This is a genomic window from Rothia uropygioeca (assembly GCF_004136585.1).
Taxonomy (GTDB): Bacteria; Actinomycetota; Actinomycetes; order Actinomycetales; family Micrococcaceae; genus Rothia.
On record NZ_NOIR01000001.1, the window covers coordinates 343,292 to 366,851 of the forward strand.

The window sequence follows — 23,560 nt, forward strand, 5'->3', positions numbered from 1 at the left end:
AATTTCCTCGCTTTCGGGCGGCTCACTTGCCGTCAATCGACTGGCTGACATCCCACGGGTTGGCATCCGTAGCCGGGGCGGGAAGCAGGTCCTGAGGGAAGTCCTGGTAGGCCACGGGCCGGAGGAAACGTTCGATGGCCAAGGTCCCCACGGACGTCGTGCGGGAATCGCTCGTGGCGGGGAAAGGACCGCCGTGCACCATGGCGTGCCCGACCTCGACTCCGGTTGGCCACCCTCCGTACAGGATGCGGCCCGCCAAATTCTCCAGCCGAGGCACCAGAGCGGCGACGTCATCGTGATCCGCCTCCGTCGCGTGGACCGTCACGGTCAACTGGCCTTCGACCTTTGCCACGGCTTCCTGAAGCTGAGCCGGTTCCCGGTACCGGACGATCAACGAGGCCGCTCCGAAGATTTCCTTCTGCAACTCGGCGTTGACCAGGAGTGTTTCCGCATTCGTTTCGAACAGCACCGGTCCGGGGGCGTTGGAACCCTGGCCGTCCTGCCCGCGGGCCACGATCTGGACGCCGCTCTGAGCCGACATGTGCTCGACTCCTTCGGCCCAGGACTTGGCGATCGAGGGTGTCAACATGGTCTGGCCGACGGCGGCGTCAACGAGTTCGACCGCCCGAGAGACGAATTTGTCTCCCTCCGGGCCTTCCGGAACGAAAATCAGACCGGGCACGGTGCAGAGCTGCCCCGACGAACCCGTGACGGAGCCGACGAATCCCTCGGCCAGATCAGAGGCCGATTCCAGTGCACCCGGCAAGACAACCACGGGATTGATGGAGCTCATTTCCGCATATACCGGGATGGGGCGAGCGCGTTCGAAGGCGGTCCGGGCAATGGCCAATCCGCCCGAGCGGGAGCCCGTGAAGCCGACGGCCGTGATCCGCGGATCCGCGACGAGCCGCTGGCCGATCTTTGCGCCGGGGCCGTACACGAGAGAAAAGGTGCCCGCTGGCAGACCCAGCTCCGTGATGGCTTCGTGGATCGCCTGGGCTACCAATTCTGCCGTGCCAGGGTGCGCGTTATGTGCTTTGAAGAGCACGGGGCAACCGGCGGCCAGCGCCGAAGCAGTGTCTCCGCCGGCCGTTGAAAAGGCCAACGGGAAGTTGCTGGCCCCGAATACGGCCACAGGACCCAGGGGGACCATGCGTTGCCGGATATCCGCCCGTGGAGCTGGCTCCCGCTCGGGCAGTGCGGGGTCGATCCGAACCCGGTGGAAGGACCCGGAGCGAACCACCGTCGCGAAGAGCCGAAGTTGATTCGAGGTCCTGGACAGCTCACCGTTGAGTCTTGCTTCGGTGAGTCCCGTCTCTTGCTTCGCGCGGTCGACGATGGCTTCCCTGCGATCCTCCAGGTTGGCGGCGATGAGATCCAAGAAGTCGGCTCGCTCCGTGGGATCCGTGGCGCTGTACCCCGGGAAAGCCTCGTGAGCGGCCTGAGCCGCTGCATCGAGTTGGTCGGCGCCGATCAGTGAAAACACCGGTTCAAGGTGTTCTTCCGTGGCCGGATTGAGAGCTTTGATTTCTCCTTCGCTCCCGGGGACCCACTCGCCGTTGATCAGTGAATTTCCGTTGAGGGTGTTGGTCATCGTGTTTCACCTTCCTGAGGGGTGCGAACGTCCGCGACGTTCGAGGTCTGAATCAGATGTTCGAGGTCGCTGAAATCGTGGGGTCTGAGGTCGTGCAAGGGCGGACGGACCGGCCCGCATCCGCGGCCGACGATCTCGAGCCCGGCCTTGATGATCGAGACTCCATATCCTTTTCCGCGGTCCCTGATGTCCAGGTACGGCAGAACGAAGTTCCGCAGTTTTTCTTGGACCGAGGAATGATCGAGGTTTCGGACATCGGCGTAGAATTCGAGAGCGAATTCCGGCGCGAAATTGAACAAGGCGGAAGAGTAGGTGCTGACGCCCATCTGCAAGAGTGGAAGCGCATAAGTTTCCGCCGTGGGGAGACCCCCGAGGTAGAAGAGCCTGTCGCCGTTCCGGGCCGTGACCCGCGCGAGCTGCTCGATATTTCCGACGGCATCCTTGAACCCGATCAAGTTCCGGTGCCTTTCGGCTAAACGGGCAATGGTTTCGGCAGAGTAAATGGCATTCGCGCGGTTGTACACGATGACGCCGATGTCGACCGAAGAGCACACCGCGGAGGCGTGTTCGAGCAGACCGTCCTGGTCGCATTCGGTCAGATAAGGAGGCAACAGAAGAATGCCTTCGGCGCCGGCCTCTTCGGCGGCCTGGGCGCAACGGACCGCTTGTTTCGTCGATCCGGACGCCGAGCCGAGTACAGGGACTTCCGGCCTGGTCGATTGAACCGCCCAATCCGTGACCTTGGCGTTCTCCTCGGGAGTGAGGCTGAATCCTTCGCCCGTGCCGCCGGCCGCGAAAAGGCCTGCGACGCCGAAGCTGGACTGCCACTCGATGTGGCGCCGGTAAGCGGTTTCGTCGAGCTCCCCGTCCTGTCCGAATGCCGTCGCGGGGAATGAGAGCAAGCCATCCTTGAGATGGATTGCAAGCTCGTGGGGCGAGAACTGCGCCATGGGGACTCCTTCACGTTTCGTGCGTCGATGGTTGGAACTCATCGGAGTCTATGAACTGCGTCTCATGCCTGTCCAAGTGCAATTATGCATATATCAATGCCATTCCAGTATCACGGGGATTCGCATCACCGCGCCCAGTCCGGAGGTAGGGAATCCATGAGCTGCCGGAGTCGTATGGCGGTGGGCGTGGGTCGTTCTGCCAAAGTGATGAGCTGCAGCTCGACGATGTCCTTCCGCAAATCGTCGAATTGGCGGTATGTGACACCCGGGAAATTCAACTTGGTCGCGGATTCCGGAACGAGGGCGATGCCGTGTCCGGCGGCCACCAGACTGACCATCGTGGTGATTTGGCTCAGGGAATGGGAAACGTCCGCGTGGTCGATCTTGAAGTTCCTGACCACGAGGTCGTAGAAATATCGGGCTCCCTCCGCCGAGTGCATGATCAGCGGATGCCCTAAGACGTCCTCGCGGTGCAGATGCCGCCCGGTCAGTAGCTCATGGCCATCCGGGGCCGCGAGGACCAGCCCCTCCGTGTGGATCGAGTCGGTTCTGAAGCCTTCCGACGGCATCGACAACCGGCCGAGACCCGCGTTGATCCGTCCGTCCTCGAGGGCCTCGAGCTGGCGGGATGTCACCATCTGGTGCAGATCGATCGCAACGCCGGGCATGCGTTCCTTCATGAGGGTCAGGATGGGACCCAGGGTCGTGAGTCCTGCGGCTGCGGTATACCCCAGGCTCAGGCGCCCCTGAAGCCCTTGGGAGGCCTGAACGGCCGATTCACCGGCACGAGTGACCGATGTGAGAATCAACCGGGCCTGGTCGAGGAAAGCAGAACCCGCCGCCGTGAGCTCAACTCTTCGATGTGTCCTCAGAATCAACTGAGCCCCCACGCTCTTCTCCAATTTCTGGATTTGGCGGCTGAGCGGGGGTTGAGTCATGGCAAGTTCCTCGGCTGCCCGGCCGAAATGCAAGTTTTCGGCGACGGCGACAAAGCATCTCAGCTGATCGAGGGTAAACATGGGCCTCCGAATGTTTCATGTCTTTTAGGTATTAGTTCATGCAAACCTAGTTATAGACAATATTGAAGCGCAACTCATAAGCTCGACCCCAATGTGAACCAGAACACGAATTGACGCATCCGACCTGCTCCAGGGCTCTCGCCCGGGTGGCGGGGATTCGAAGGAGAATTTGATGCCCCTACTCATCGTGGCCGTTGCGGTGGCTTTGTTGCTCATCCTGATGACCAAGTTCAAGCTCAATGGCTTTGTGGCGCTGCTGATCGTCTCGGTATTGGTCGCAAGCTGGGGTGCTTTGTCGGGCGTGCTGACGGTCGACGACAAACCCGCCACGGTCGCCGACATACCCGACATCATCGGCAGCGGCATGGGTGGTCAGCTCGAAGAAACCCTCGCCGTCATCGGAATCGGCGCCATGATAGGCAGAATCCTCGGTGACGCTGGGGCGGCGCAAAGAATTGCCCTGCGCGTGGTGGACCTCTTGGGGGAGAAGCGCGTGCAGTGGGCCATGGTGGTCACGTCCATGCTGATCGGCGTGACCATGTTCTACGAGGCTGCCTTCGTGATCGTGGTTCCGATCGCTTTCACGCTCGTCAGGGCGACACGGACCAACTTGCTGTGGGTCGGGCTCCCGATGTCCATTGCGTTGTCGACCATGCATTCCTTCTTGCCCCCGCACCCGGGACCGACCGCGGCCGCGAGCATCTATCAGGCCTCTCCGGGTTTGGCGCTGCTCTACGGATTGTTCATCGCGGTTCCTGCCGGCGTGCTGGTGGCCATGGTGTGGCCGCGCTTGTCCTTCGTGAAGAAGATCCAGCCCGAGATCCCTCGCGGCCTCATCTCGGAAAAGAGCTTCACGGACGAAGAGATGCCCAGTATGGGCCGCTCGTTGCTCGTTGCCCTTCTTCCCGTGATTCTCATTGCCGGCGCGGAAATCTACATCATGGTCGGGGAGGAAAGCTCGAGCCTGATGCAATTCGTGACCTTCATCGGTTCGCCGACGGTCGCCCTGCTGATCTCGCTTCTCGTCGCCATCGTCGTCTTCGGCCCGATGAGCGGGAGGCCGTTGTCCGAGTTGGCCGTCTCCATGTCCGAGTCCGCGCGGGCCATGGCCATGATCATTATGGTGATCGCCGCGGGCGGTGCATTCAAAGAGGTTCTGGTCTCCACGGGCATCGCTCAGTACATTGCGGACATGACCTCGGGCTGGCCGGTTCACCCGATCATTCTGGTGTGGTTGACCGCCGTAATCCTACGAGTAGCCCTCGGCTCGGCATCGGTTGCCGTCACGACGGCCGCAGGAATTGCGGCACCGCTGGTTGCTTCGAGCGGAGTGTCCCCGGAACTGATGGTCCTGGCCACCGCTTGTGGGTCGATCGCCGTGAGTCACGTCAACGATCCCGGCTTCTGGATGTTCAAGGAGTACTTCAACTTGTCGGTCGTGCAGACCCTCAAGGCCCGCACCACGTACACGACCGTTCTCTCGGTTCTGGGGCTGGGAGGAGTGCTGCTCATGAATCTGATCGTGTGACTCAGGCGGGTCCTCCCTGCCAATCCGAGAGCCCCTCGAACACATCTCGACACCGATCCGGAGGCGAAGCCCATGGCCGCAGATACCACGATTTCAACCATCAGGATCACCCCAGTTGCCTTTTCGGACCCGCCCCTCCTGAACTCGGTGGGTGTTCACGAGCCATATGCGCTCCGTTCCATCATTGAAGTCGAAACGGCGTCGGGTATCACGGGTATCGGTGAGTCGTACGGCTCGGCCGTTCACCTCTCACGACTTGATCTGGCCGCTCGTGCGCTCATCGGGGTCGACGCGGAGAGCCTGCTCGCGATGCGCTGCGCCGTTTCGCGTGCACTGGCCGACGATTCCGTCCGCGGCGGCGACGGCATGGCCGGCATGGTCACAACGTCCTCGACTCTTGACCGGGTCTACTCGCCCTTCGAGGTCGCCGCCCTGGACATCCAGGGACAGCAGTTCGGCGTTCCCGTCAGCAGCCTCCTGGGCGGTCTGGCGCGGGAAAGCGTCCCGTTCAGCGGATATCTCTTCTACAAGTGGTCGGCTCACCCCGGCATGGAGCCGGATCAATGGGGGGAGGCGCTCAACGCGTCCCAAATAGTTGCTCAAGCGGAAAAGATGGTGTCCGAGTACGGTTTCACAGCGCTCAAACTCAAGGGCGGCGTCTTGAGGCCCGAGGACGAAGCCGAGACCGTGGAGGCATTGGCAGAAAGGTTCCCGGACATGCCCCTTCGGATCGACCCCAATGCGGCCTGGTCCGTGGGTACCGCGATCAAAATCGGCAAACGACTCGAAGGAAAACTCGAATATCTCGAAGATCCCGCTCCCGGGCTGGACGGAATGGCCGAGGTCCGGAGCCATGTTCCGATGCCGCTCGCGACGAATATGTTCGTCGTCGCCTTCGACCACATCCCGGAATCCGTGAGCCGGGAGGCCATCGACATCATCCTGTCCGACCCACATTTCTGGGGCGGTCTGGAACACACCAAACTTCTGGCCGGAATAGCGTCCACATTCGGCATGAATCTCTCCATGCACTCGAACTCCCATCTGGGAGTCAGTCTGGCCGCGATGCTGCATGTGGCCGGTGCGACACCCAATATCGATTACGCCTGTGACACGCACTGGCCCTGGAAGAAGCCCGACGATGACGTCGTGTCGGGAACGCCGTTCACTTTTGAAGGCGGAGCCGTCTCGGTGCCGACAGGTCCCGGACTCGGCGTTTCGCTGGACCACGAGAAACTGTCGCGTCTGCACGAGCAGTATGTGAAGGTCGAGATGCTGGAAAGAGACGACACCGGCTATATGCAGACGTACGACCCAACTTTCGATCCCAGTATGGGGCGTTGGTAAGGAGGCGAGACGGCGAACCTCGCGGCACGAAACCGAGGTGCAAGTCGAAGCTTCCGAGCGGGGCGAAGAACCGAAATATGCCCGTACGTCGCCGCAACATGAAGGTGATAACAGCCACTCCGCCCGATGGTAATGAGCACAGGACTGGGAGGGTCCAACCTGACAGATGCGTGATGTTCGATATCCTGAGGAAGCCGTAGGGACCGGTCATCTCCGATGATTGTCGCTTCTCCGCGGATGACAGACCAGCCAAGACGGCAGCGAGCTCCGGGCCACGCTTCTGGGCGGTGCCTTTGGTGCGAACTGAAGCCGAAATCGCGTGGTGCGTGAAACCTGGGGTATACGGAATATGCTTGATCCGTCTTGGAAAGTATTTACCCTTGCCCATCGGAGTTCAGAGATTTGCACAAGTTGAAAGAGGCCGACCCCCTTCAGTCGTCCGCGGTCGGTCAGTCCGTGGCGTGGGGCAAGGTCATTCTTTTCGGGGAGCACTCGGTGGTCCACGGGCATCCCGCAATTGCGTTCCCGCTGCCGCAGGTCGGCCTGACGGCCACCGCAACCCCGTCTCCGGGACCGCTGTGGCTCACGGTTGACATCTATGACGGCCCGCTCGCCAGCGCGCCCCCGATGCTCGCCCCGCTGGGAGCGACCATTACCGCAACCCTCGAGCTCATCGGGCATCGCCAGCAAGGTCTCCACATCACATGCATCGGAGACTTCCCGCTCGAGCGCGGACTCGGTTCCAGCGCCGCGGGAGCGGCCAGCATCGCAAATGCGATTCTCGACCTGACCGGCAACGACCTCCCGCGTTCCGTCCGCCACGGACTCGTCCAGACCGGCGAGAGGGTGGCCCACGGAAACCCCTCGGGGTTGGACGCATATACCGTCCTCAGCCGCTCGCCAATCTGGTTCCAGGCCGGCATCGCAGAGAATATTGAGGTGAATCTGGGGGCCCCGATCGTCGTCGCCGATTCGGGTCAGCCCGGCGACACCCACTCGGCCGTCGGCGCCGTCACTGAAATGCGGCGGACCAACCCGGGCGACGTCGCCCGATACTTCGAAACGATCCGCGACCACACGGTTGCGGCCCGCGAGAATCTCAAGAATGATGAGCGCGAGGCGCTCGGACGCCGTATGAACGAGGTTCACGAAGCCCTGCGCGAGTTATCGGTCTCAAGCCCGCATCTGGATCAACTGGTCCGATCCGCTCGTGACGCCGGAGCCCTCGGGGCAAAGCTGACCGGAGGGGGTCGCGGCGGCTGCGTCATCGCCCTTGCGCGGGATTTCCAGCACGGCGAAGAGCTGGCCAAGGAACTTCGGCAGGCCGGGGCGCTGCAAACCTGGATCCTGAACCCAGAGGAGTTCGAGCAGTGACCCTTGCCCGTGCGACGGCCGTGGCCCACCCGAACCTCGCCCTCATCAAATACTGGGGAAAGCGGGACGAGGAGCGGGTGCTCCCTTGGACCGGAAGCCTGTCATTGACGTTGGACGTTTTTCCGACGAAGACCTCGGTCACTCTTGACCCATCATTGAAAGAGGACCGGTTCTTCCTCAATGGATCGGAAGTCTCCGGGACACCATTGGCCCGTGTCCGGACATTCCTGGAGCTGGTTCGGGAGAAGTCCGGTCGCACTACCCGAGCCAGTGTCGAATCCAGGAATTCCGTTCCGACCGGCGCGGGACTGGCCTCTAGCGCCTCCGGATTCGCGGCACTCGCGACCTCGGCGAGTCGGGCCTACGGGCTGCCCACCGACACCGTGTCCCTTTCCCGCTTGGCCCGCCGGGGCTCAGGATCGGCTTGCCGCTCCGTCTTGGGAGACCTGGCAGTGTGGCGCGCCGGCGAAGGAACCGGCGACGAGGCCGATGCTGCATCTTATGCGGAACAGATTCCCGGCCCGCGGCTCGCCATGGTCATCGCCGTGGTCTCAGCTGCGCAGAAGTCCATTTCCTCGCGGGTCGCGATGCGCGAAACAGCGCGGACATCATCCTTCTTCGATGGTTGGGTATCCGGCACCGCACAGGATCTGACGGCGATGACGGCCGCGCTCGCTGACGGCGACTACACGCAAGTAGGCGAACTGACCGAGTCCAACGCACTGCGCATGCACGCCGCGATCAACGCCGCCCGGCCGCCCATTCGCTACCTTGCTCCGACCTCGATCGAGCTGTTCGACGCCGTGGCACAGTTTCGTGCCGACGGTTTGGAGGTCTACGGGACCGCGGACGCCGGGCCCAACGTGGCCGTTCTCTGCCGGGACGAAGACCTCGAAAAGACGCATCGGGCACTTTCGGATCGGTTCCCCGATCTAGAACTCATTCCGGCGCGCTCCGGCCCAGGCGCGCACCTCGTGGAGGATGCATGATCCTGTCCGAGGCGCCCGGCAAGCTTTACGTCGTGGGCGAGTACGCCGTCGTCGAGCCCGGTCACCGAGCGATTCTGATTGCGGTAGATCGTTACGTCAGCGTCGAGGCGCGCTCCGCGGAAGAGGTCGGGGCTCTCTTCTCGACCGCCAGCGACCAGCCCCTGACGTGGAGACATTCCGGAAACGTGGTCGAGTTCGATGAGGATACGGCCGGTTTCTACCGTTATCTCGTGGCCGCCCTGCAGACGGTCGAGAGACTTCGTCGCGAACGCGGGCTCGAGGCGAAGCACTACGAGCTCCATGTCAGCAGTCATCTCGACGACGCCGCAACCGGGACCAAATTCGGGCTTGGTTCCTCCGGGGCGGTGACTGTGGCTGCGGTCGGTGCTATCGGGTGTATCTATGGTTTGGACCTCAGCCCGGAGAAGATCTACCGCCTTGCCATGATCGCGACCATGCAGGTCACGCGCACGACCTCGGGCGGTGACATCGCAGCGAGTTCACTCGGCGGATGGGTCTCCTATGCATCGCCGGACCGCGAATGGCTGTTCGAGGCTTCGTGCGAACGCGACGTCGAGGACCTCCTCGCCATCGAGTGGCCGGGGCTGCGCCTGGACCGTCTGGACGGGCTGGATCGCGATGGTGACGACCGCGCGGCCGCCTACACCGCGAGCTTCGCGTCATCGACGGCTGTCGAATCGCCCGCTGAGTCGCCGCTGACGGTGCGGGTCGGATGGACCGGTGAGCCGGCGGACACCCCGGAACTCGTGGGCCGCTTGCGGAAGAAGAAGGCGCTCCCGTCAGACTTGCTGCGACGCTCCGATGCGCAGGTAGAGGCACTTGAAACGGCTTTGACCAGCGGAAACATTGAAAATTTGAGCGAAATTGTGGCCGAAGCCCGCACGATTCTGGGAGAATTGGCGAGGCAACGGGACAGCGTCATCGAAACTCCTGAATTGACCGCGCTCGTGGAATCCGCGCTGAGATCCGGTTGGGCGGCCAAGTCCTCAGGCTCAGGCGGCGGAGACTGCGGAATCGCGATCGGCCCGGCGGGCAGTGACGACCGCGAGTTGGAAAGGGCTTGGATCAAGGCCAATATTCGTCCGCTGCCTCTTCGCGTCTCGTCACGAGGGCAGAAAATCCTGGCGGATTCCATCCGTTCCACCAACACGAGGGACTCAGCATGATCAGTAACCGCAAGGATGACCATCTGAACTTCGCCGCAGCCCAGCAGCGTGAGGAGCGCGCGCGGACGGACTGGGACGAGGTCCGCCTGCTTCACCACGGACTGGCCGGAATCGACGCGAGCGACGTCGATATCTCGACCTCGTTGCCAGGCGATATCCGCTGGCCCCTTCCGTTTTACATCAACGGCATGACCGGGGGGACCGAAACCACCGGTAAGGTCAACGCCGCGCTGGCCGAAGCAGCGGCCGAAACGGGCATTGCGATGGCGACCGGTTCGATGAGTATCTACCTCCGCGACGAAAGCGTGCTTCCGACCTTCCGCGTGCTCCGTGACAAGAACCCTCATGGCTTCGTGATGGGCAACCTCAGCGCGGATGCCACCCCGGACCAGGCACGGCGCGTCGTCGAGGCCCTTGAAGCAAATGCCCTTCAAATCCACATCAATTCCGTTCAGGAGACCGTGATGCCGGAAGGTTCGCGCGGTTTCGGGTCCTGGGCGGAGAACATTGCGTCCGTCGTCGAGTCCACGCCCGTTCCGGTGATCGTCAAGGAAGTCGGCTTCGGAATGTCTCGCGAGACGGTCGCCCTCCTCGCGCAACTGGGCGTGAGCATCGCCGACGCGGCCGGAAACGGTGGAACCAACTTTGCACGGGTTGAAAATGACAGACGCGCGGGCAAAGATTATGCTTTCCTGGCCGACTTCGGCCAGTCCGCCGCCGCATCGTTGCTGGACGCGACGACGCTCCCGGCGGAGACCCCGCGCCCGGCGTTGTTGGCTTCGGGCGGAGTGCGAAACCCGTACGACGTGATCCGGGGTCTTTCCCTCGGAGCGCGAGCGGTAGGAGTTGCGGGGACCTTCTTGCACACGGTGTTGGGGGAGTCAGGGGTCGAGGCGAACGCCGCAGGAACCAAACGCCTTATAGAGCAGGTCAACGACTGGCGGGACCGCCTCATCGAGATGTATGCGATGTTCGGTGCGGCCACGACTCGGCAACTCAGCGAAACCGACGTGATGATCGGCGGCGAACTCGCCGAGACGGCCCGACTGCGGGGCGTGAATCTCGCGTTCCTGGCGAACAGGCGCAGCTTTAGACGATGACCGGAGGAAATATGCACGAGCCGTTTCAGACACCTATCCCGACGCAGTGGATCGGGCCGATCCGTGTGTCCGGGAACGTGATCGGAAACGAAGAGGTCGAAGTTCCCCTTGCAACCTACGAAACGCCCCTGTGGCCCTCGGTCAAAAGAGGATCCAAGATTTCTCGGTTGGTCGAAGGCGGGATCCGCGCGACTTTGGTCGACGACCGCATGACCCGCTCGGTGTACTTCGAAGCGCCCGACGCCGGAGCGGCCCATCGCGTGGCTCGTGAACTGGACGCACGACGGGGTGACCTCCAGGCCGTTGTGTCCCAGGCATCTCGGTTTGCGAAACTCATCGACCTGCACTTCCAGTACGCGGGCAATCTTCTGTACGTCCGTTTCGACTTCACCACGGGCGATGCTTCCGGTCACAACATGGTCACCCTCGCGGCCGACAACCTCATGCCCTGGATTCTCCAGGAATACCCCGAGCTCGAGTACGGGTCGATCTCCGGGAACTTCTGCTCGGACAAGAAGCCCACGGCGGTCAACGGCATTCTGGGGCGCGGCAAGAACGTCGTGACCGAAATCGTGATCCCGCGGGACGTCGTTGTGCGTCATCTCAAGACCACGCCCGAAGAGGTCGCGGACCTCAACGTGCGGAAGAACCTCATCGGTACCAACCTGGCCGGCGGCCTGCGTGCGGCCAACGCGCACTATGCCAATATGCTCTTAGCGTTTTACCTTGCCACGGGGCAGGATGCGGCCAATATTGTGGAAGGTTCGCAAGGGGTGACGACCGCCGAAGTTCGAGACGGCGATCTGTACTTCTCCTGCAACCTCCCCAACCTGATCGTGGGGACTGTCGGTAACGGCAAGGGCGCAGGTCTGACCGTTGTCGAGGACAATTTGCAGAAGCTGGGTTGCCGTGAAGATCGGGAGCCCGGCGCGAATGCCCACCGTCTCGCGGTTCTATGTGCCGCATCGGTCTTGTGCGGGGAGCTTTCCCTGATGGCCGCTCAGACTAATCCCGGTGAGCTCATGGCAGCGCACGTGAAGATTGAAAGGAATCAGTAGTTGAGCACAGAAACCACGGAAAACCCGCAGGCGGGGGCCGCACACGGCGCCGTCCCGAGCGGAATCCAAGATATCGCCTTCGCAACCGGTCACTACTCCTTCGATCTCGCGCATCTTGCCGAGAAGCAGGACATCGACGTCAACAAGTACTACATCGGAATCGGCCAGGAGACCATGAGTCTGACCGCCGAGGACGAGGACACCGTGACCATGGGGGCCGCGGCCGCCCAACGCATCATCGAACGCAACGGTACCGATGGGATTCGTACCCTGCTGTTTGCGACCGAGTCGGGAATCGACCAGTCCAAGTCGGCCGGCGTCTACGTGCACGGGCTGTTGAACCTTCCGCGCGAGGTTCGCACCATCGAAACCAAGATGGCCTGTTACGGCGGAATCGGCGCGCTCCAGATGGCGCTCGGCATTGTGGCCCGGAACCCCGAGGAAAAGGTTCTGGTCATCGCGTCGGACGTCGCCCGATACGACGTGGACACGTCCGGCGAGCCCACGCAGGGAGCTGCCGCCGTCGCGTTCCTGGTGCAGGCCAACCCGGATATTTTGGCGATCGAACCTGCCCAGGGCGTGTACACGCTGGACGTCCAGGACTTCTGGCGGCCGAACCATCGCAACACCGCCCTCGTGGACGGAAAGTTCTCCGTGGGGGCGTACTTGGATGCGTTGGTGGGGGCGTGGAATGACTACCGTGCGCATGGCGGCGTCGACTTCGATGACATCAACTGGTTCTGCTATCACCAGCCCTTCACCAAAATGGCGGTCAAGGCGCACGTTCGGTTGACCGAAGAAGCCGGGACCCCGCTGGAGAAGGCCGAAGCTGCCGCCGCACTGGCCCCGACCTTCGGATACAACAAGCAACTCGGCAACAGCTATACGGCCTCGATCTTCTTGGGATTCCTGGCTTTGCTGGATTCGGATGAGGAGATTGCCGGTCAGCGAGTCGGCTTCTTCTCCTACGGTTCCGGCGCGGTCTCCGAGTTCTTCGTGGGTGTAATCCAGCCCGATTACCGCGATCACCTCCGCGCCGAGGAGCATCAGGCGATCCTGGACGCACGCGAGCCCGTCGACTACAACCAGTACCGAGCCCTGCACCCGGGGACCATGGTCCGGCCGCTCGACAATTACAAGACCGAGAGGCAGACCCAGTCCCCGTTCCGCTTTGAGGGCGTCGACGAGGGATCGCGGATCTACGGCAAGTCGTAATCGGTTCACAGGCTCCCCCCGACGATGCGGCAACGATTCGTTGTCCGTAGTTCGAAAGCCGGGGAGGGACCGTTCGGGAGGGGCGGTGGGTGCGGTTGTTCAACCTCATCCACTGCCCCTCTTGCTCGATTCGGCAATGACCAGGGGCCGGTGATGGCGAGCGTCACCGCTCAGAAGCCCAGGTTCTTCTCACCGTGCGCACCCCGAAGGGCACGGGTTTCAGGAGCCAGTCGCACGCGCGTGCGGGTTCGAGACTTTCGGTGAATTGCTCCGCGAAGACGTCGAGACGGCCTGATCCCAGACGTGAAAAAGTTGCGTAAGCTGAAAGGTGTCTGGGAGGTGCGAATATGGCAGAGGGTCGGGAGCGACGTCGGCGGGGCGACGGCGGTCAGTTGCGGGGTGAGATTCTCCAGGCCGTCAGCAGGTTGCTCGACAAATGGGGCAGCATCGAGCGTTTGACCATGCGAGCTGTGGCTGCGGAAGCGGGAGTTTCTGCTCCGAGCATCTATCTTCACTTCAATGACAAGACCGACTTGGTGTGGGCAGCATTGTCCGAGAAGTACGATCAGCTGGCATCCTGCATGCACGTCGCCGACCAGAAAGCTGCGGAAGAGCCGCTGGCTAGGCTGCGTGCCCAAATGCATGCATACTGCCGATACGGCCTGGAGTACCCCGGCTATTACCGGCTACTGTACGAAACACGTCAGCCCCAGGTTGATAGCTCACGGGTCCGGCACCATCCGGCCAAAGTCGTTTCGGGAAGTCTGCGGACCGCAGTGGAAAGATGCAACCAGGCGGGGTATCTATTGTCCCAGCCGGTTGATCAGGTAGTTCAAACCCTATGGTCAGGGATGCACGGCAGTCTCTCCCTCGCTCATAGTCTTTTTTACGAGGAATCCCTGGAACCTATAGTCCTCGGCACCGCCGACGGGCTTCTGGACTCGATGGTCGCTCCTCAAGAACCTGGGTTCGTTGACCGGGCTGGACAAGGCGAAAGCCAGGCATCACTGCGAATCCGTGCCCTACTCGAGGGATCCTAGACCCTCGTTCCCATCATTTTGACGACACAGGACAAGGGTCTACAGTCTTAACTTAACTAAGTTAGGTTAGAAAATTTCTGGTTCCCTCTTCGTCCTTTGCGCTAGCGCGACGGAGCGAGACACGCAACAAAAGGATGGCTCATGAACGAATCAACACGGGATGAACCCGGACTCCGCGCGGGGGTAGTCGGGCTCGGGATGATCGGAGGGGGAGTTGCCACGAGTCTTGCCCGGAGCGGGCGTACCCCACTGGTCTACGACATTCGCCCACAGGCGGCGGACCTTCCAGGCAGTCCTGAGTTGGCCTCGTCGCCTGCAGATGTGGCGGCCCGAAGCGACGTCGTGATGGTTGCCGTCGTCAGCGCAGAGCAGGCCTTGGATGTTCTCAATGGAGAACAAGGGGTGCTGGCAGCCGCCCACGACGGTCTCACAGTCGTTCTGCTGAGCACCGTCAGCCTGGCCAGTGTCAGACAGCTTTCAGACCTGTGTGCCGAACACGGCGTGACGCTTCTCGATTGCGGCGTCACGCCAGGGGACAAAGCGGCCGAGAACGGGATGGTCGTCATGGTAGGCGGTGACACCTCAGAGGTTGATCGTGTCCGTCCGGTACTGGATGACTTTGCCAAAGCCGTGGTCCATTGCGGCCCGCTGGGCGCGGGAATGGCGACCAAAATCGCCCGCAACATAGTCACCTACGGCAGCTGGCGCACGGTCAGTGAGGCGGCCTCGCTGGCCGAATCCGCCGGGGTAGACCCACAGACACTCATCCAGGTTATCCAGACCGCGGATCCGGACGGCCACACTTTGCTGTTATTGCTCCAGATGCAGCAGAACGGTGATGCCGACGCCGTGGGACATCAAATACTTCCCTTGATGACCAAGGACCTCTCGGCCGCTCAACAGCTCGCCGCCGATTCTGGCCTACGGCTGCCGCTGGTCGAGGCGAGCCTTGCCGGGGCTTCGGAGACTCTCCACCTCGATCCTCCGGAGGAAACTGAACGAGACGGTCGACAGATGATGGATGAAGTCTACGGATCAGGATTCAGCCAACGTGTCCCCGAGCAAGGCGGGGCCTTTATGCAGGAGACCGTAGACCACTTATTCGGCGACATCTGGAATCGCCCGGAACTGTCCATACGCGACCGTCGTCTGCTCGTTCTGGGCGCTACGGCCGCATTGGGGGACGTCGATCTGATTCGAACCCAAGTGCGAGGCGCTCTCGCCAACCAGGAGCTCACTTCCGAACAGCTTGACGAGGTTGTACTGCATCTCGCGTTTTATGTCGGCTGGGGCAGAGCAACCCGGTTACAAGAAGGCATCTCCGAGGCCCTCGTCGAGCATCGGAAAGATGCTCTTCCCTCGCGAGACTCCTGATCACGCACCAGCACCACGACTCGAGAAAAAGGAATCCACATGACTGATACCACTACCCAAATGCCCGTCGAACGAGATGCGGCTTCACCACTTGACCCGCCGCCGGAATACCAAGCCCTACAAGAGCAGCAGCCTGTTCACTGGGTGCGGTTCCCTAACGGAACCGAAGGTTGGCTGGTGACCCGATTCGATGAGGGAAGTCAGGTTTTCGCAGACCCTCGCATGAGTGCTCATCGGCCTCGCCACGACACCCCTGAGGGCGAGACTGGAGAAAGCGCAGATGACAGCGGCAGTGGTTTGCCGCCGCTTTTCGTCATGATGGACGAGCCCGACCACGGCGCATACCGCAAGTTGCTGACCGGGAAATTCACGCCAAAGTCAGTCCAGAAGAACCTGCAACCCTATATCGATCAGATTGTCGGCGAACACCTCGACGCGATTGCCTCTGAAACAGGCCCCGTGGACCTCGTGGAAGCACTTTGCCTCCCGATTCCCTGCTTGGTGATTTGCGAAATCCTGGGCGTGCCATACGAAGACCGCGACGGTTTTCATGGGGCGACCGAAAACATGATGGACATGAGCAAGCCCCGGGAGGAACGAGACGCGGGCGCCCAATGGCTGATGAACTACATCTCCACTCTGATCGCAGCCAAGAAGGAGGATCCGGATTCCGCAGGCCTCATCAGTGAGCTCATCCGGATTGCCGCAGCCGGGGACACCATCCTGAAGGATGAGGACCTGACGGGCATTTGCGTCCTGCTTCTCTTCGCCGGGCACGACACGACTGCTGCCATGATGGGGCTGTCGATCATGACCTTGCTGACCCACCCCGGAAAGTGGGAGGAACTGCGCGACAATCCGGAAAAGATCGGGCCAGCCATCGAGGAATTGCTTCGGTACCTGACCATCGTCCAATTCGGTCTCGGTCGTGTGGCACTCGAAGACGTCGAAATCGGCGGAACACAGATCAAGAAGGACGACCTCGTCGTCGTCGCCATGCCGGTGGCGAATCGCGATCCCCGAGTCTTTTCCGACCCGGATGTGCCTGACTTCGACCGCAAAACAACCCGGCACCTGGCATTTGGCTATGGGGTCCACCAATGCCTGGGTCAGAACGTGGCGCGCGCAGAACTCAAAACGGTGTTGCCGAAGCTGATTGAACGCTTCCCCAACCTGAAACTCGCCGTGGACGCGCAGGAAGTGCCCATGGACGCTTTCGGCACGAACTACGGTGTCCGCTCGCTACCTGTTACTTGGTAACCGGCCCATTCATCGGCCGGACTGAGAGAACAACGAACGCAATTGAAAAGGAACACACACATGAAAATCACAATTGACGAACAAAAGTGCTGCGCGGCCGGACAGTGCGTCCTCGCGGCTCCGGAAGTGTTCGACCAGAGGGACGAAGACGGCATCGTGGTCTTGCTGCAGGAGGAGCCGGACGCGGGGGAGCACGAGAACGTACGAAATGCAGCTGCTCTGTGCCCCGCGGCGGCGATCGAGGTTCACGAATGACCCTTCGGCATATCGTCGTGGTCGGTACCGGGGCCACAGGTCTCGGCGTCTTGGAAACTCTCCGTCGCGGTGGGTACGACGGGCAGATCACGATGGTCGGAGACGAGACTGCTCTGCCCTACGACCGGCCCCCGTTGTCCAAGCGGTTCTTGACCGGCGAGTGGAACCAGGAGCAGTTGAATCTTCGTTCTGAAGAGTCCCTGAGCGAATTGTCCGCAGGCTGGATGTCGGGGTGCCGCGCTTCCGGTTTGGATACTCATCAACGGCGCTTGTTCCTCGATGACGGCACCGCCATTTCATACGATGAGCTGGTCATCGCCACCGGTGTCCGGCCGCGGTGGTTGCCGCTCACTGAGCATCTCGACGGGGCTCATGTCCTGCGAACCGTTGGGGACGCCATTGAGCTTCGTCAGGCACTGACCGACAATCCGGAATTGGTGGTCGTCGGTGGAGGTTTCCTCGGTGCTGAAACGGCTGCCGCGGTGGCAACTCTCGGATGCGAAGTCACCCTCCTGAGCTCAGAGGACGCTCCGCTGGCCGGAGCGCTGGGGTCGGAGGTCGCTACTGTGCTGGCCGCACGTCATCACCAGCACGGGGTGCGGATAGAGCAAGGGCGGGCAGAGCGAGTTTCTTTGACCCCCGATGGCTCCGTCGACGGAATTCTGCTGGAGGACGGGCGACATTTGCCCGGGAAAAACGTCTTGATGACCATAGGATCCCACCCGAACGTCGAATGGCTTGAAGGAAGCGGAATTCCCGCGGATCGTACTGTGGAATGCGATGAGCGAGGACAGGTGGCTCCCGGGGTCTGGGCAGCTGGGGACGTCGCGGCGTGGTGGCACCCTGAAATGGGGCGTTCTGTGTGCCTTGAGCACCGGACTAACGCGACCGAGCAGGGTATGAATGTTGCGCGGTCCATTCTCGGTCAGCCACCTATTGCTCGTTCTGTGCCGTACGTCTGGTCGGACCAATACGACGTGAAAGTTCAGGTCTATGGGTTTCCGCGTGACGCCGACTCATTCGAAGTCGTTGACGGGAACCTCGACGACGGTAAGTTCACCGCGGTCTACGGTAAGGACGGCGTGGTCTGTGCGGCTGTCGGCGCCAATATGGCGAGGTCTCTGAGACCCTTGCGAACGCATGTGGCAGCACGTACTCCTTGGGCGGACCTGGACCGGCTCCAGCCTGCCGCCGCAGCGAATTAACATCTGAAAACACCACAAAGAAGCCCGCGCATGCGCCAGGCATGCGCGGGCTTCGTCATCTCTCCGCGGCTACCCCCGCAACCAGACGCTCGAGTTTCCAGCCAACTTGCCGTCTTCGAGTGGTGAGCTGGTCAGCATAATCTCACCCTCAGGAAGCTCGGCCGGCGAATCCCCGAAGTTCGTTGCACACACCCACCCGTTGGGGCGGCGGAAGACCAGAACATCAGGGTCGGTGTGCTCGACCCACGTGAGCGATTCGGCGGTCAGCCACTCCCGTCTGAGGGCCAGGGCCCGCCGGTACAGGTTGAGCGTAGACTCCGGATCCGCGTCCTCGGTGTCCACGGCATACTGGCTGAACCAGGCCGGCTGGGACAGATGGGAACCGGCCTCACCGAATCCGAGACTCGTCCCGCTCGAGGACCAGGGCAGGGGCACCCGACATCCGTCGCGCCCGATCTCGACCCCACGGTTTCTGAAGTATGTCGGATCCTGACGCTCGCTCTCCGGGATGTCGGCGACTTCGTGGAGACCCAGCTCCTCGCCCTGGAAGAGGTATGCGCTTCCGGGAAGGGCCAACTCGAACAGCGTTGCGGCTCGCGCCCGGAGGATCCCGGTTTCCCTGTCGAGCTGGTTCTCGGGCCCACCGGAGAGCAACCACTCATTGCCGACCTCCTTGTTCGTGCTTCCGGCGCGCGTCGGCAACCCGTAGCGCGTCGCGTGGCGGACGACGTCGTGATTGGACAGGACCCACGTGCTCGATGACCCGGACTCCTCGGCGAGGGCCAGGTTGAAGGACACGATCTGGCGGAAACTATCCGCCTCGAAGGTTGCGGACAGGAGATCGAAGTTGAAGGCTTGCCCCAGTCCGGAGGGACTCGCGTACTGGGGCCTGCGGTCGGACTCGACCCAGGCCTCGGCGACGGCGGTCCTCGGCGGATCGAATTCGTCGAAGACTTTCCTCCAGTCGGCGTAGATCTCGTGGACTTCGTCTCGGTCCCACAGTGGATGGTTGCCGTCATGAGGCATGGCATCGAGTTGCGCCTGGGTCGGCAGAGGTTCCGAGAGATCCTTTGCGAGTCCGTGGGCGACGTCGATCCGGAAGCCATCCACACCCCGTTCGGACCAGAAGCGGAGGGTCCTGCGGAAGTCCTCCTTGACCTCCTCATTCTTCCAATTCAGGTCCGGCTGCTCTGGGGCGAAGTTGTGTAGGTACCACTGGCCGTCCGCGACCTGGGTCCACGCGGGACCGCCGAAGATCGACACCCAATCCGTCGGCGGTTCGTTGCCGTCCGGTCCCGATCCCTCACGGAACACGTACCGGTCGCGGGCCGCAGAACCCCGACCGGAGGCCAGTGCCTCCTGGAACCATTCGTGCCGGTCGGAGGTGTGATTCGGCACGATGTCGACGATGAGTCTGAGACCGGCCTCGTGCAGAGCCGCGGACATCTCGTCGAAGTCCTGCAACGAACCGATTTTGGGGTCGACGCCGCGGTAGTCGGCGACGTCGTAGCCCCCATCGGCCAGCTCCGACGGGTAGAAGGGGCTGAGCCACACGGCATCGATGCCCAAGTCTTTTAGATACGGCACCCGCGAGGTGATCCCGCGGAGGTCGCCGATCCCGTTGCCATCCTGGTCGGCGAAGGATCGCGGGTAGATCTGGTAGACCGTGGCCTGTCGCCACCAGTCCGTACCCTGGAGGGAGAAGTCCGTGGCGAGGTGCTGTTCGGTCGTTGATGCAGTCAACGGATGTCCTTTCGTGAGGGGGGGGGGAAACGAAAAACAGTGGTTACTTGAGAGCGCCCTGGGTCAGGCCGGACATGACCCACCGCTGACAGAAAACGTAGGCGATGATCGAAGGCCCGATCGCCAGCAGGTACGAGGCGAAGGCGATGTTGTAGCTGTTGCTGAATTGCTCCTGGAACATCTTCTGGACCACGGGGAGGGTCTGCATGTCCGGGTTCGCGATAATCATGGACGGCATCATGAAGTCGTTCCAGGAGGCCAGGAGCGTGAAGATCGCGACGGTAGCCGTCATTGGCCCCATGAGAGGGAAGATCAGGGTCCAGAAGATTCGGGAAGCCGAGGCCCCGTCCACCCGGGCGCTCTCCTCGAGTTCTTCCGGCAGGCCGCGGATGAACGCCGTGAACAGCATGACGTTGAAGGATAGCTGGAACATGATGTGCAACAAGATCACGCCGGCCGGATTCGCCAGTCCGACGTACCCGCTGAGCTTGACCTGGGATAGGGCCAGGACCGGGAACGGCAGAAACATCGCGGCCAGCAAGTAATAGCAGGAGAATCTGAAGAACGGACGGTGCCAATTTCGTGCGATCGCGTAGGAGGCCATCGCACTGAGCAGCACCGATCCGACGACGCTCACCGCCGTGATCGTCAACGACACGGTGAAGACCGTGGGAAAATTCGTCAGTTCCCACGCTTCGCGGAACCCCTCCATCGACCACGGCCGCGGCAGGTCGAAGGCTTGTCCCTCGACGGCCTGGTCCGTGGTCTTGAAGGCCATGGAAATGCCGACGAAGAACGGCAGCAGTACCGCCAGCGAACACACGGCCAGGATCGCGGTGCGCACCCACGCCTTGGCATTGCGGCTCGCGCGACGCCGCGGTGACGTGGTTCTTTCCATCGGTCGGACCGACGATGCGGTTTCGGGGAAGTCCGTCTCGGGCGGAGTCATCATGGTTGCGGACATCAGATGTTCGCCTTTCCTCGGGAGATCCTCATGTGCAAAAGGGCAATTGCCAGGGTGATCAGGAAGAAGACCACAGAATTGGCCATTTGGTAGGCATAATCGCCCGTCTCGAACCCCTTGAAGATCGACATAGCCACTGATCGGGTTGCAGTTCCAGGGCCGCCATCGGTCAGACCCACGATGATGTCGTAGGAACTCAGGAAGTTCTTGAAGCCCAGAATCACGTTGATCAGCACGTATCCGGAAATCATGGGCACGGTGATGCGGGTCAGTTGCTGCCAGGAGCTCGCGCCGTCCAATGAAGACGCTTCGTACACGTCGTCGGGAATCGTCACGAGCGCCGCGATGTAGATGAGCATCGCCTGGGGTGTGGCCTGCCAGGCCGTAACCAGCACGATCGCTATCCAGGCGAGGTGAGGATCGGCCAGGATCGAATCCGTGAGCGGGCCGAAACCGATGCTCTCGGCGAAGGCCGGAAGCGTGGTGGAGAAGATGAACTGGAAGACGAAGGCGATGATGATGGCCGAGACCACCATGGGAAGCACGAATACCGTCCGCAAGAGGGTACGGAACTTGATGTTGCTGGTCAGCCCGATGGCCAGGAACAGTGCGACGACGTTGACGAGGACGACCGTGGCCAGCGCGATGCCGATCGTGAACCCATAGACCCTGAGCATACTGGGATCGGAGAACAGTACCGCGTAGTTCTTGAATCCGACCATGTGGAACCCGCCGAAGCCGACCGAATCGGTGAAGCTGTAGAAGATCCCCATCAGTGCAGGAAGGGTAATGCACAGGGAGAACAGAACCAGAGCGGGCAGCAGGAAAAGGTAGAAGACCGGTTCGATGCGGCGTCGCCTCCTGAGCGGAGCCAGCCTGCGGTTCGGGCGTTGATCGGTCCGGGTTGGTGCGGTATCGGTTGTCATGACTTCGTCCTTGGGTCTGGGTGCCCTCCTGTGGGGCGGGCGCCTGAGCAAACTACGGCGTCTGGCGGCGTGCGAGGCGTTGCCAGTCGCCGTCGAGGGTCCTGAGAGTCTCATCCAGGTCATCGCCGGTAAATAGGCCCTGCATGTAACTCTCGAAGGGGATCGTCTTGGGTACGGCAGTGGAGACCCCTTGGTAGAAGGCCGCCCTGTCCACGTAACTCTGCATGTCCACGAGGCGCGGGTCGGTTGCAGCCGGTGCACCATCCCGCACGGAGTAGCCCAGATTCTTTTCGTTGTAGTCGTCGGCCACCTCCGGGGTTATGAGGTATCGAAGAAGCTTCCGGGCGGCCTCGGGATTCTTGGCCTTTTCCGGAATCCAGAGGGCAAGGTCGAGGTTGATTCTGACCTTGAGGTCTTCCGCGTTCTCTGTCATCGGCAGGGGAAATACGCCGAGATTGGCCTCGGGGTTCAGCTTCAGGATGTCTGGCAGCGCCCAGGGGCCTTGGAAGTACATCGCGGCCTTGCCGCGGGCGAAGGCGACATTTCCGTCTCCGTATTTGAGCCCGTCGGCGTTCTTGTTCGCGTATTTGCTCGTGATGGTCAGGGCCTTTTTCAGTGGCTCGCGGAAAACCTGGCTGAAAGAGAACTCCGATTCCGGGGTCACCTGGTCGCCCTGATTGCGGAGCCTTTCGAAGAAGTGCGCGACGTCGATCGAGCCGCCGATACTGTAATCGACGATGCCTTGGGCGATGGTCCAGGCCGCGGCAGAGGTCAAGCAGATGGGGGTCTCGCCGGCTTCTTGGAGAGTGTCACAGACGTCGAGGAACTCGGAGTGGGTCCTAGGAATGTCCAGGCCGTGTTTGTCGAAGATCTCCTTGTTGTAGAGAGTCGCGGCCGAGGTTACGGAGTACGGGATGGCGCTGGTACGACCCGGATACGTGGGGTACTGGTCGACCAGGTCCTGGAAGCGTGGGGCGATCCTGGCTTCGCTGGCTATGTCCGACAGGTCCGACAGCTCGCCACGTTCCTGGAATCGGGCCATCTCGTAGTTGTAGTTCAACAGGCCGAGGTCCGGGGGAGCGGCCCGAGCGAATCCCGAGGAGAGATTCGAGGCCGTATCGTGTACAGCCTTGAGGGCGCCGTCCTGACTATCGTTGAAGCGGGCCACAAGTTTCCTGAAATACGGGATTGCTTCGGGTTTCGACTGGTAGAGCCTTACCTCGGCGGCGCGAGTCGTCCAACCGCATCCTGAGAGACCGAGGCCGAGAGCTCCTAGGGATGCGCCCAACAGGGCTCGCCGACTCAGCGTGTGCGCACTCGTGGTTTCCTCGCCGTTCACATGGGCCTCCAGTGTTCTGAAACACATTTACTCGTGGGACTAAATATAGACACTAAATAAAGGGGAGGCAATAATCTGGAATAAATCAGACCC

The 23,560-nt window shown here is 61.7% G+C and carries 20 protein-coding genes; 13 read left to right on the forward strand and 7 right to left on the reverse strand.

From position 1 onward, the window contains the following. Nucleotides 1–22: 22 nt before the first annotated feature. From EWR20_RS01510 to EWR20_RS01520, 3 genes are all read right to left on the reverse strand, one after another. On the reverse strand, nucleotides 23–1,594 hold the full coding sequence (locus tag EWR20_RS01510) for an aldehyde dehydrogenase (NADP(+)) (protein ID WP_129358447.1): 1,572 nt from the start codon (nucleotides 1,592–1,594) through the stop codon (nucleotides 23–25). After that, nucleotides 1,591–2,544, reverse strand: coding sequence for a 5-dehydro-4-deoxyglucarate dehydratase (gene kdgD / locus EWR20_RS01515; protein ID WP_129358448.1), 954 nt, complete (start codon nucleotides 2,542–2,544; stop codon nucleotides 1,591–1,593). Before kdgD ends, EWR20_RS01510 begins: the two co-directional genes overlap by 4 nt. Nucleotides 2,545–2,669: 125 nt before the next feature. Continuing rightward, complete coding sequence (locus EWR20_RS01520) at nucleotides 2,670–3,563, reverse strand: LysR family transcriptional regulator (RefSeq protein ID WP_129358449.1); 894 nt, start codon at nucleotides 3,561–3,563, stop codon at nucleotides 2,670–2,672. A 172-nt stretch (nucleotides 3,564–3,735) separates the two neighbouring features. On the opposite strand from EWR20_RS01520, the gene EWR20_RS01525 reads away from it, so the two are divergent. From EWR20_RS01525 to EWR20_RS01585, 13 genes are all read left to right on the forward strand, one after another. Further along, nucleotides 3,736–5,091 (forward strand): gluconate:H+ symporter, encoded by a 1,356-nt coding sequence (locus EWR20_RS01525; protein WP_129358450.1) that lies wholly within the window; start codon nucleotides 3,736–3,738, stop codon nucleotides 5,089–5,091. Between the two features lie 72 nt (nucleotides 5,092–5,163). Continuing rightward, entirely contained in the window at nucleotides 5,164–6,438 is a 1,275-nt protein-coding gene (locus tag EWR20_RS01530; RefSeq protein WP_129358451.1) for a glucarate dehydratase family protein, read from the forward strand. A gap of 402 nt (nucleotides 6,439–6,840) precedes the next feature. Further along, nucleotides 6,841–7,812: a mevalonate kinase gene (gene mvk, locus EWR20_RS01535; RefSeq protein ID WP_165000923.1), complete on the forward strand. Its 972-nt coding sequence runs from the start codon at nucleotides 6,841–6,843 to the stop codon at nucleotides 7,810–7,812. After that, nucleotides 7,809–8,801, forward strand: a complete 993-nt coding sequence (gene mvaD, locus EWR20_RS01540; protein ID WP_129358453.1) for a diphosphomevalonate decarboxylase — start codon at nucleotides 7,809–7,811, stop codon at nucleotides 8,799–8,801. Before mvk ends, mvaD begins: the two co-directional genes overlap by 4 nt. Beyond that, nucleotides 8,798–9,988, forward strand: coding sequence for a phosphomevalonate kinase (locus EWR20_RS01545; RefSeq protein ID WP_129358454.1), 1,191 nt, complete (start codon nucleotides 8,798–8,800; stop codon nucleotides 9,986–9,988). Before mvaD ends, EWR20_RS01545 begins: the two co-directional genes overlap by 4 nt. Next, a complete protein-coding gene (gene fni / locus EWR20_RS01550; protein ID WP_129358455.1) occupies nucleotides 9,985–11,088 on the forward strand; it encodes a type 2 isopentenyl-diphosphate Delta-isomerase in 1,104 nt (367 codons plus the stop codon). Before EWR20_RS01545 ends, fni begins: the two co-directional genes overlap by 4 nt. Nucleotides 11,089–11,099: 11 nt before the next feature. Continuing rightward, a complete protein-coding gene (locus tag EWR20_RS01555; RefSeq protein WP_129358456.1) occupies nucleotides 11,100–12,146 on the forward strand; it encodes a hydroxymethylglutaryl-CoA reductase in 1,047 nt (348 codons plus the stop codon). After that, nucleotides 12,147–13,361: a hydroxymethylglutaryl-CoA synthase gene (locus tag EWR20_RS01560; protein ID WP_129358457.1), complete on the forward strand. Its 1,215-nt coding sequence runs from the start codon at nucleotides 12,147–12,149 to the stop codon at nucleotides 13,359–13,361. A 347-nt stretch (nucleotides 13,362–13,708) separates the two neighbouring features. Beyond that, complete coding sequence (locus EWR20_RS01565) at nucleotides 13,709–14,401, forward strand: TetR/AcrR family transcriptional regulator (protein ID WP_129358458.1); 693 nt, start codon at nucleotides 13,709–13,711, stop codon at nucleotides 14,399–14,401. A 141-nt stretch (nucleotides 14,402–14,542) separates the two neighbouring features. After that, entirely contained in the window at nucleotides 14,543–15,775 is a 1,233-nt protein-coding gene (locus EWR20_RS01570; RefSeq protein WP_129358459.1) for an NAD(P)-binding domain-containing protein, read from the forward strand. A 39-nt stretch (nucleotides 15,776–15,814) separates the two neighbouring features. Then, on the forward strand, nucleotides 15,815–17,035 hold the full coding sequence (locus EWR20_RS01575; RefSeq protein ID WP_197964441.1) for a cytochrome P450: 1,221 nt from the start codon (nucleotides 15,815–15,817) through the stop codon (nucleotides 17,033–17,035). A 60-nt stretch (nucleotides 17,036–17,095) separates the two neighbouring features. Further along, complete coding sequence (locus EWR20_RS01580) at nucleotides 17,096–17,290, forward strand: ferredoxin (RefSeq protein ID WP_129358460.1); 195 nt, start codon at nucleotides 17,096–17,098, stop codon at nucleotides 17,288–17,290. Continuing rightward, nucleotides 17,287–18,495, forward strand: coding sequence for an NAD(P)/FAD-dependent oxidoreductase (locus tag EWR20_RS01585; protein ID WP_129358461.1), 1,209 nt, complete (start codon nucleotides 17,287–17,289; stop codon nucleotides 18,493–18,495). Before EWR20_RS01580 ends, EWR20_RS01585 begins: the two co-directional genes overlap by 4 nt. A gap of 69 nt (nucleotides 18,496–18,564) precedes the next feature. Here EWR20_RS01585 and EWR20_RS01590 read toward each other — a convergent pair whose 3' ends face one another. The 4 genes from EWR20_RS01590 to EWR20_RS01605 all read right to left on the reverse strand — a co-directional run bounded on the left by EWR20_RS01590 (nucleotide 18,565) and on the right by EWR20_RS01605 (nucleotide 23,467). Continuing rightward, nucleotides 18,565–20,238, reverse strand: coding sequence for a glycoside hydrolase family 13 protein (locus EWR20_RS01590; RefSeq protein WP_129358462.1), 1,674 nt, complete (start codon nucleotides 20,236–20,238; stop codon nucleotides 18,565–18,567). A 43-nt stretch (nucleotides 20,239–20,281) separates the two neighbouring features. Beyond that, nucleotides 20,282–21,136 carry a carbohydrate ABC transporter permease gene (locus tag EWR20_RS01595; protein WP_129359384.1) on the reverse strand — a complete coding sequence of 285 codons (855 nt, stop codon included), beginning with the start codon at nucleotides 21,134–21,136 and terminating at the stop codon, nucleotides 20,282–20,284. Nucleotides 21,137–21,201: 65 nt separating this feature from the next. Beyond that, on the reverse strand, nucleotides 21,202–22,128 hold the full coding sequence (locus EWR20_RS01600; RefSeq protein ID WP_129358463.1) for a carbohydrate ABC transporter permease: 927 nt from the start codon (nucleotides 22,126–22,128) through the stop codon (nucleotides 21,202–21,204). Nucleotides 22,129–22,180: 52 nt separating this feature from the next. Next, complete coding sequence (locus EWR20_RS01605) at nucleotides 22,181–23,467, reverse strand: ABC transporter substrate-binding protein (protein WP_238147511.1); 1,287 nt, start codon at nucleotides 23,465–23,467, stop codon at nucleotides 22,181–22,183. Between the last annotated feature and the right edge of the window lie 93 nt (nucleotides 23,468–23,560).

Bases quoted from the DNA above. Each gene is read 5' to 3' on its own strand.
- EWR20_RS01510 (WP_129358447.1), bottom strand. From the start codon at position 1,594: ATGACCAACACCCTCAACGGAAATTCACTGATCAACGGCGAGTGGGTC.
- kdgD (WP_129358448.1), bottom strand. From the start codon at position 2,544: ATGGCGCAGTTCTCGCCCCACGAGCTTGCAATCCATCTCAAGGATGGC.
- EWR20_RS01520 (WP_129358449.1), bottom strand. From the start codon at position 3,563: ATGTTTACCCTCGATCAGCTGAGATGCTTTGTCGCCGTCGCCGAAAAC.
- EWR20_RS01525 (WP_129358450.1), top strand. From the start codon at position 3,736: ATGCCCCTACTCATCGTGGCCGTTGCGGTGGCTTTGTTGCTCATCCTG.
- EWR20_RS01530 (WP_129358451.1), top strand. From the start codon at position 5,164: ATGGCCGCAGATACCACGATTTCAACCATCAGGATCACCCCAGTTGCC.
- EWR20_RS01545 (WP_129358454.1), top strand. From the start codon at position 8,798: ATGATCCTGTCCGAGGCGCCCGGCAAGCTTTACGTCGTGGGCGAGTAC.
- fni (WP_129358455.1), top strand. From the start codon at position 9,985: ATGATCAGTAACCGCAAGGATGACCATCTGAACTTCGCCGCAGCCCAG.
- EWR20_RS01555 (WP_129358456.1), top strand. From the start codon at position 11,100: ATGCACGAGCCGTTTCAGACACCTATCCCGACGCAGTGGATCGGGCCG.
- EWR20_RS01565 (WP_129358458.1), top strand. From the start codon at position 13,709: ATGGCAGAGGGTCGGGAGCGACGTCGGCGGGGCGACGGCGGTCAGTTG.
- EWR20_RS01570 (WP_129358459.1), top strand. From the start codon at position 14,543: ATGAACGAATCAACACGGGATGAACCCGGACTCCGCGCGGGGGTAGTC.
- EWR20_RS01575 (WP_197964441.1), top strand. From the start codon at position 15,815: ATGACTGATACCACTACCCAAATGCCCGTCGAACGAGATGCGGCTTCA.
- EWR20_RS01580 (WP_129358460.1), top strand. From the start codon at position 17,096: ATGAAAATCACAATTGACGAACAAAAGTGCTGCGCGGCCGGACAGTGC.
- EWR20_RS01585 (WP_129358461.1), top strand. From the start codon at position 17,287: ATGACCCTTCGGCATATCGTCGTGGTCGGTACCGGGGCCACAGGTCTC.
- EWR20_RS01595 (WP_129359384.1), bottom strand. From the start codon at position 21,136: ATGGAAAGAACCACGTCACCGCGGCGTCGCGCGAGCCGCAATGCCAAG.
- EWR20_RS01600 (WP_129358463.1), bottom strand. From the start codon at position 22,128: ATGACAACCGATACCGCACCAACCCGGACCGATCAACGCCCGAACCGC.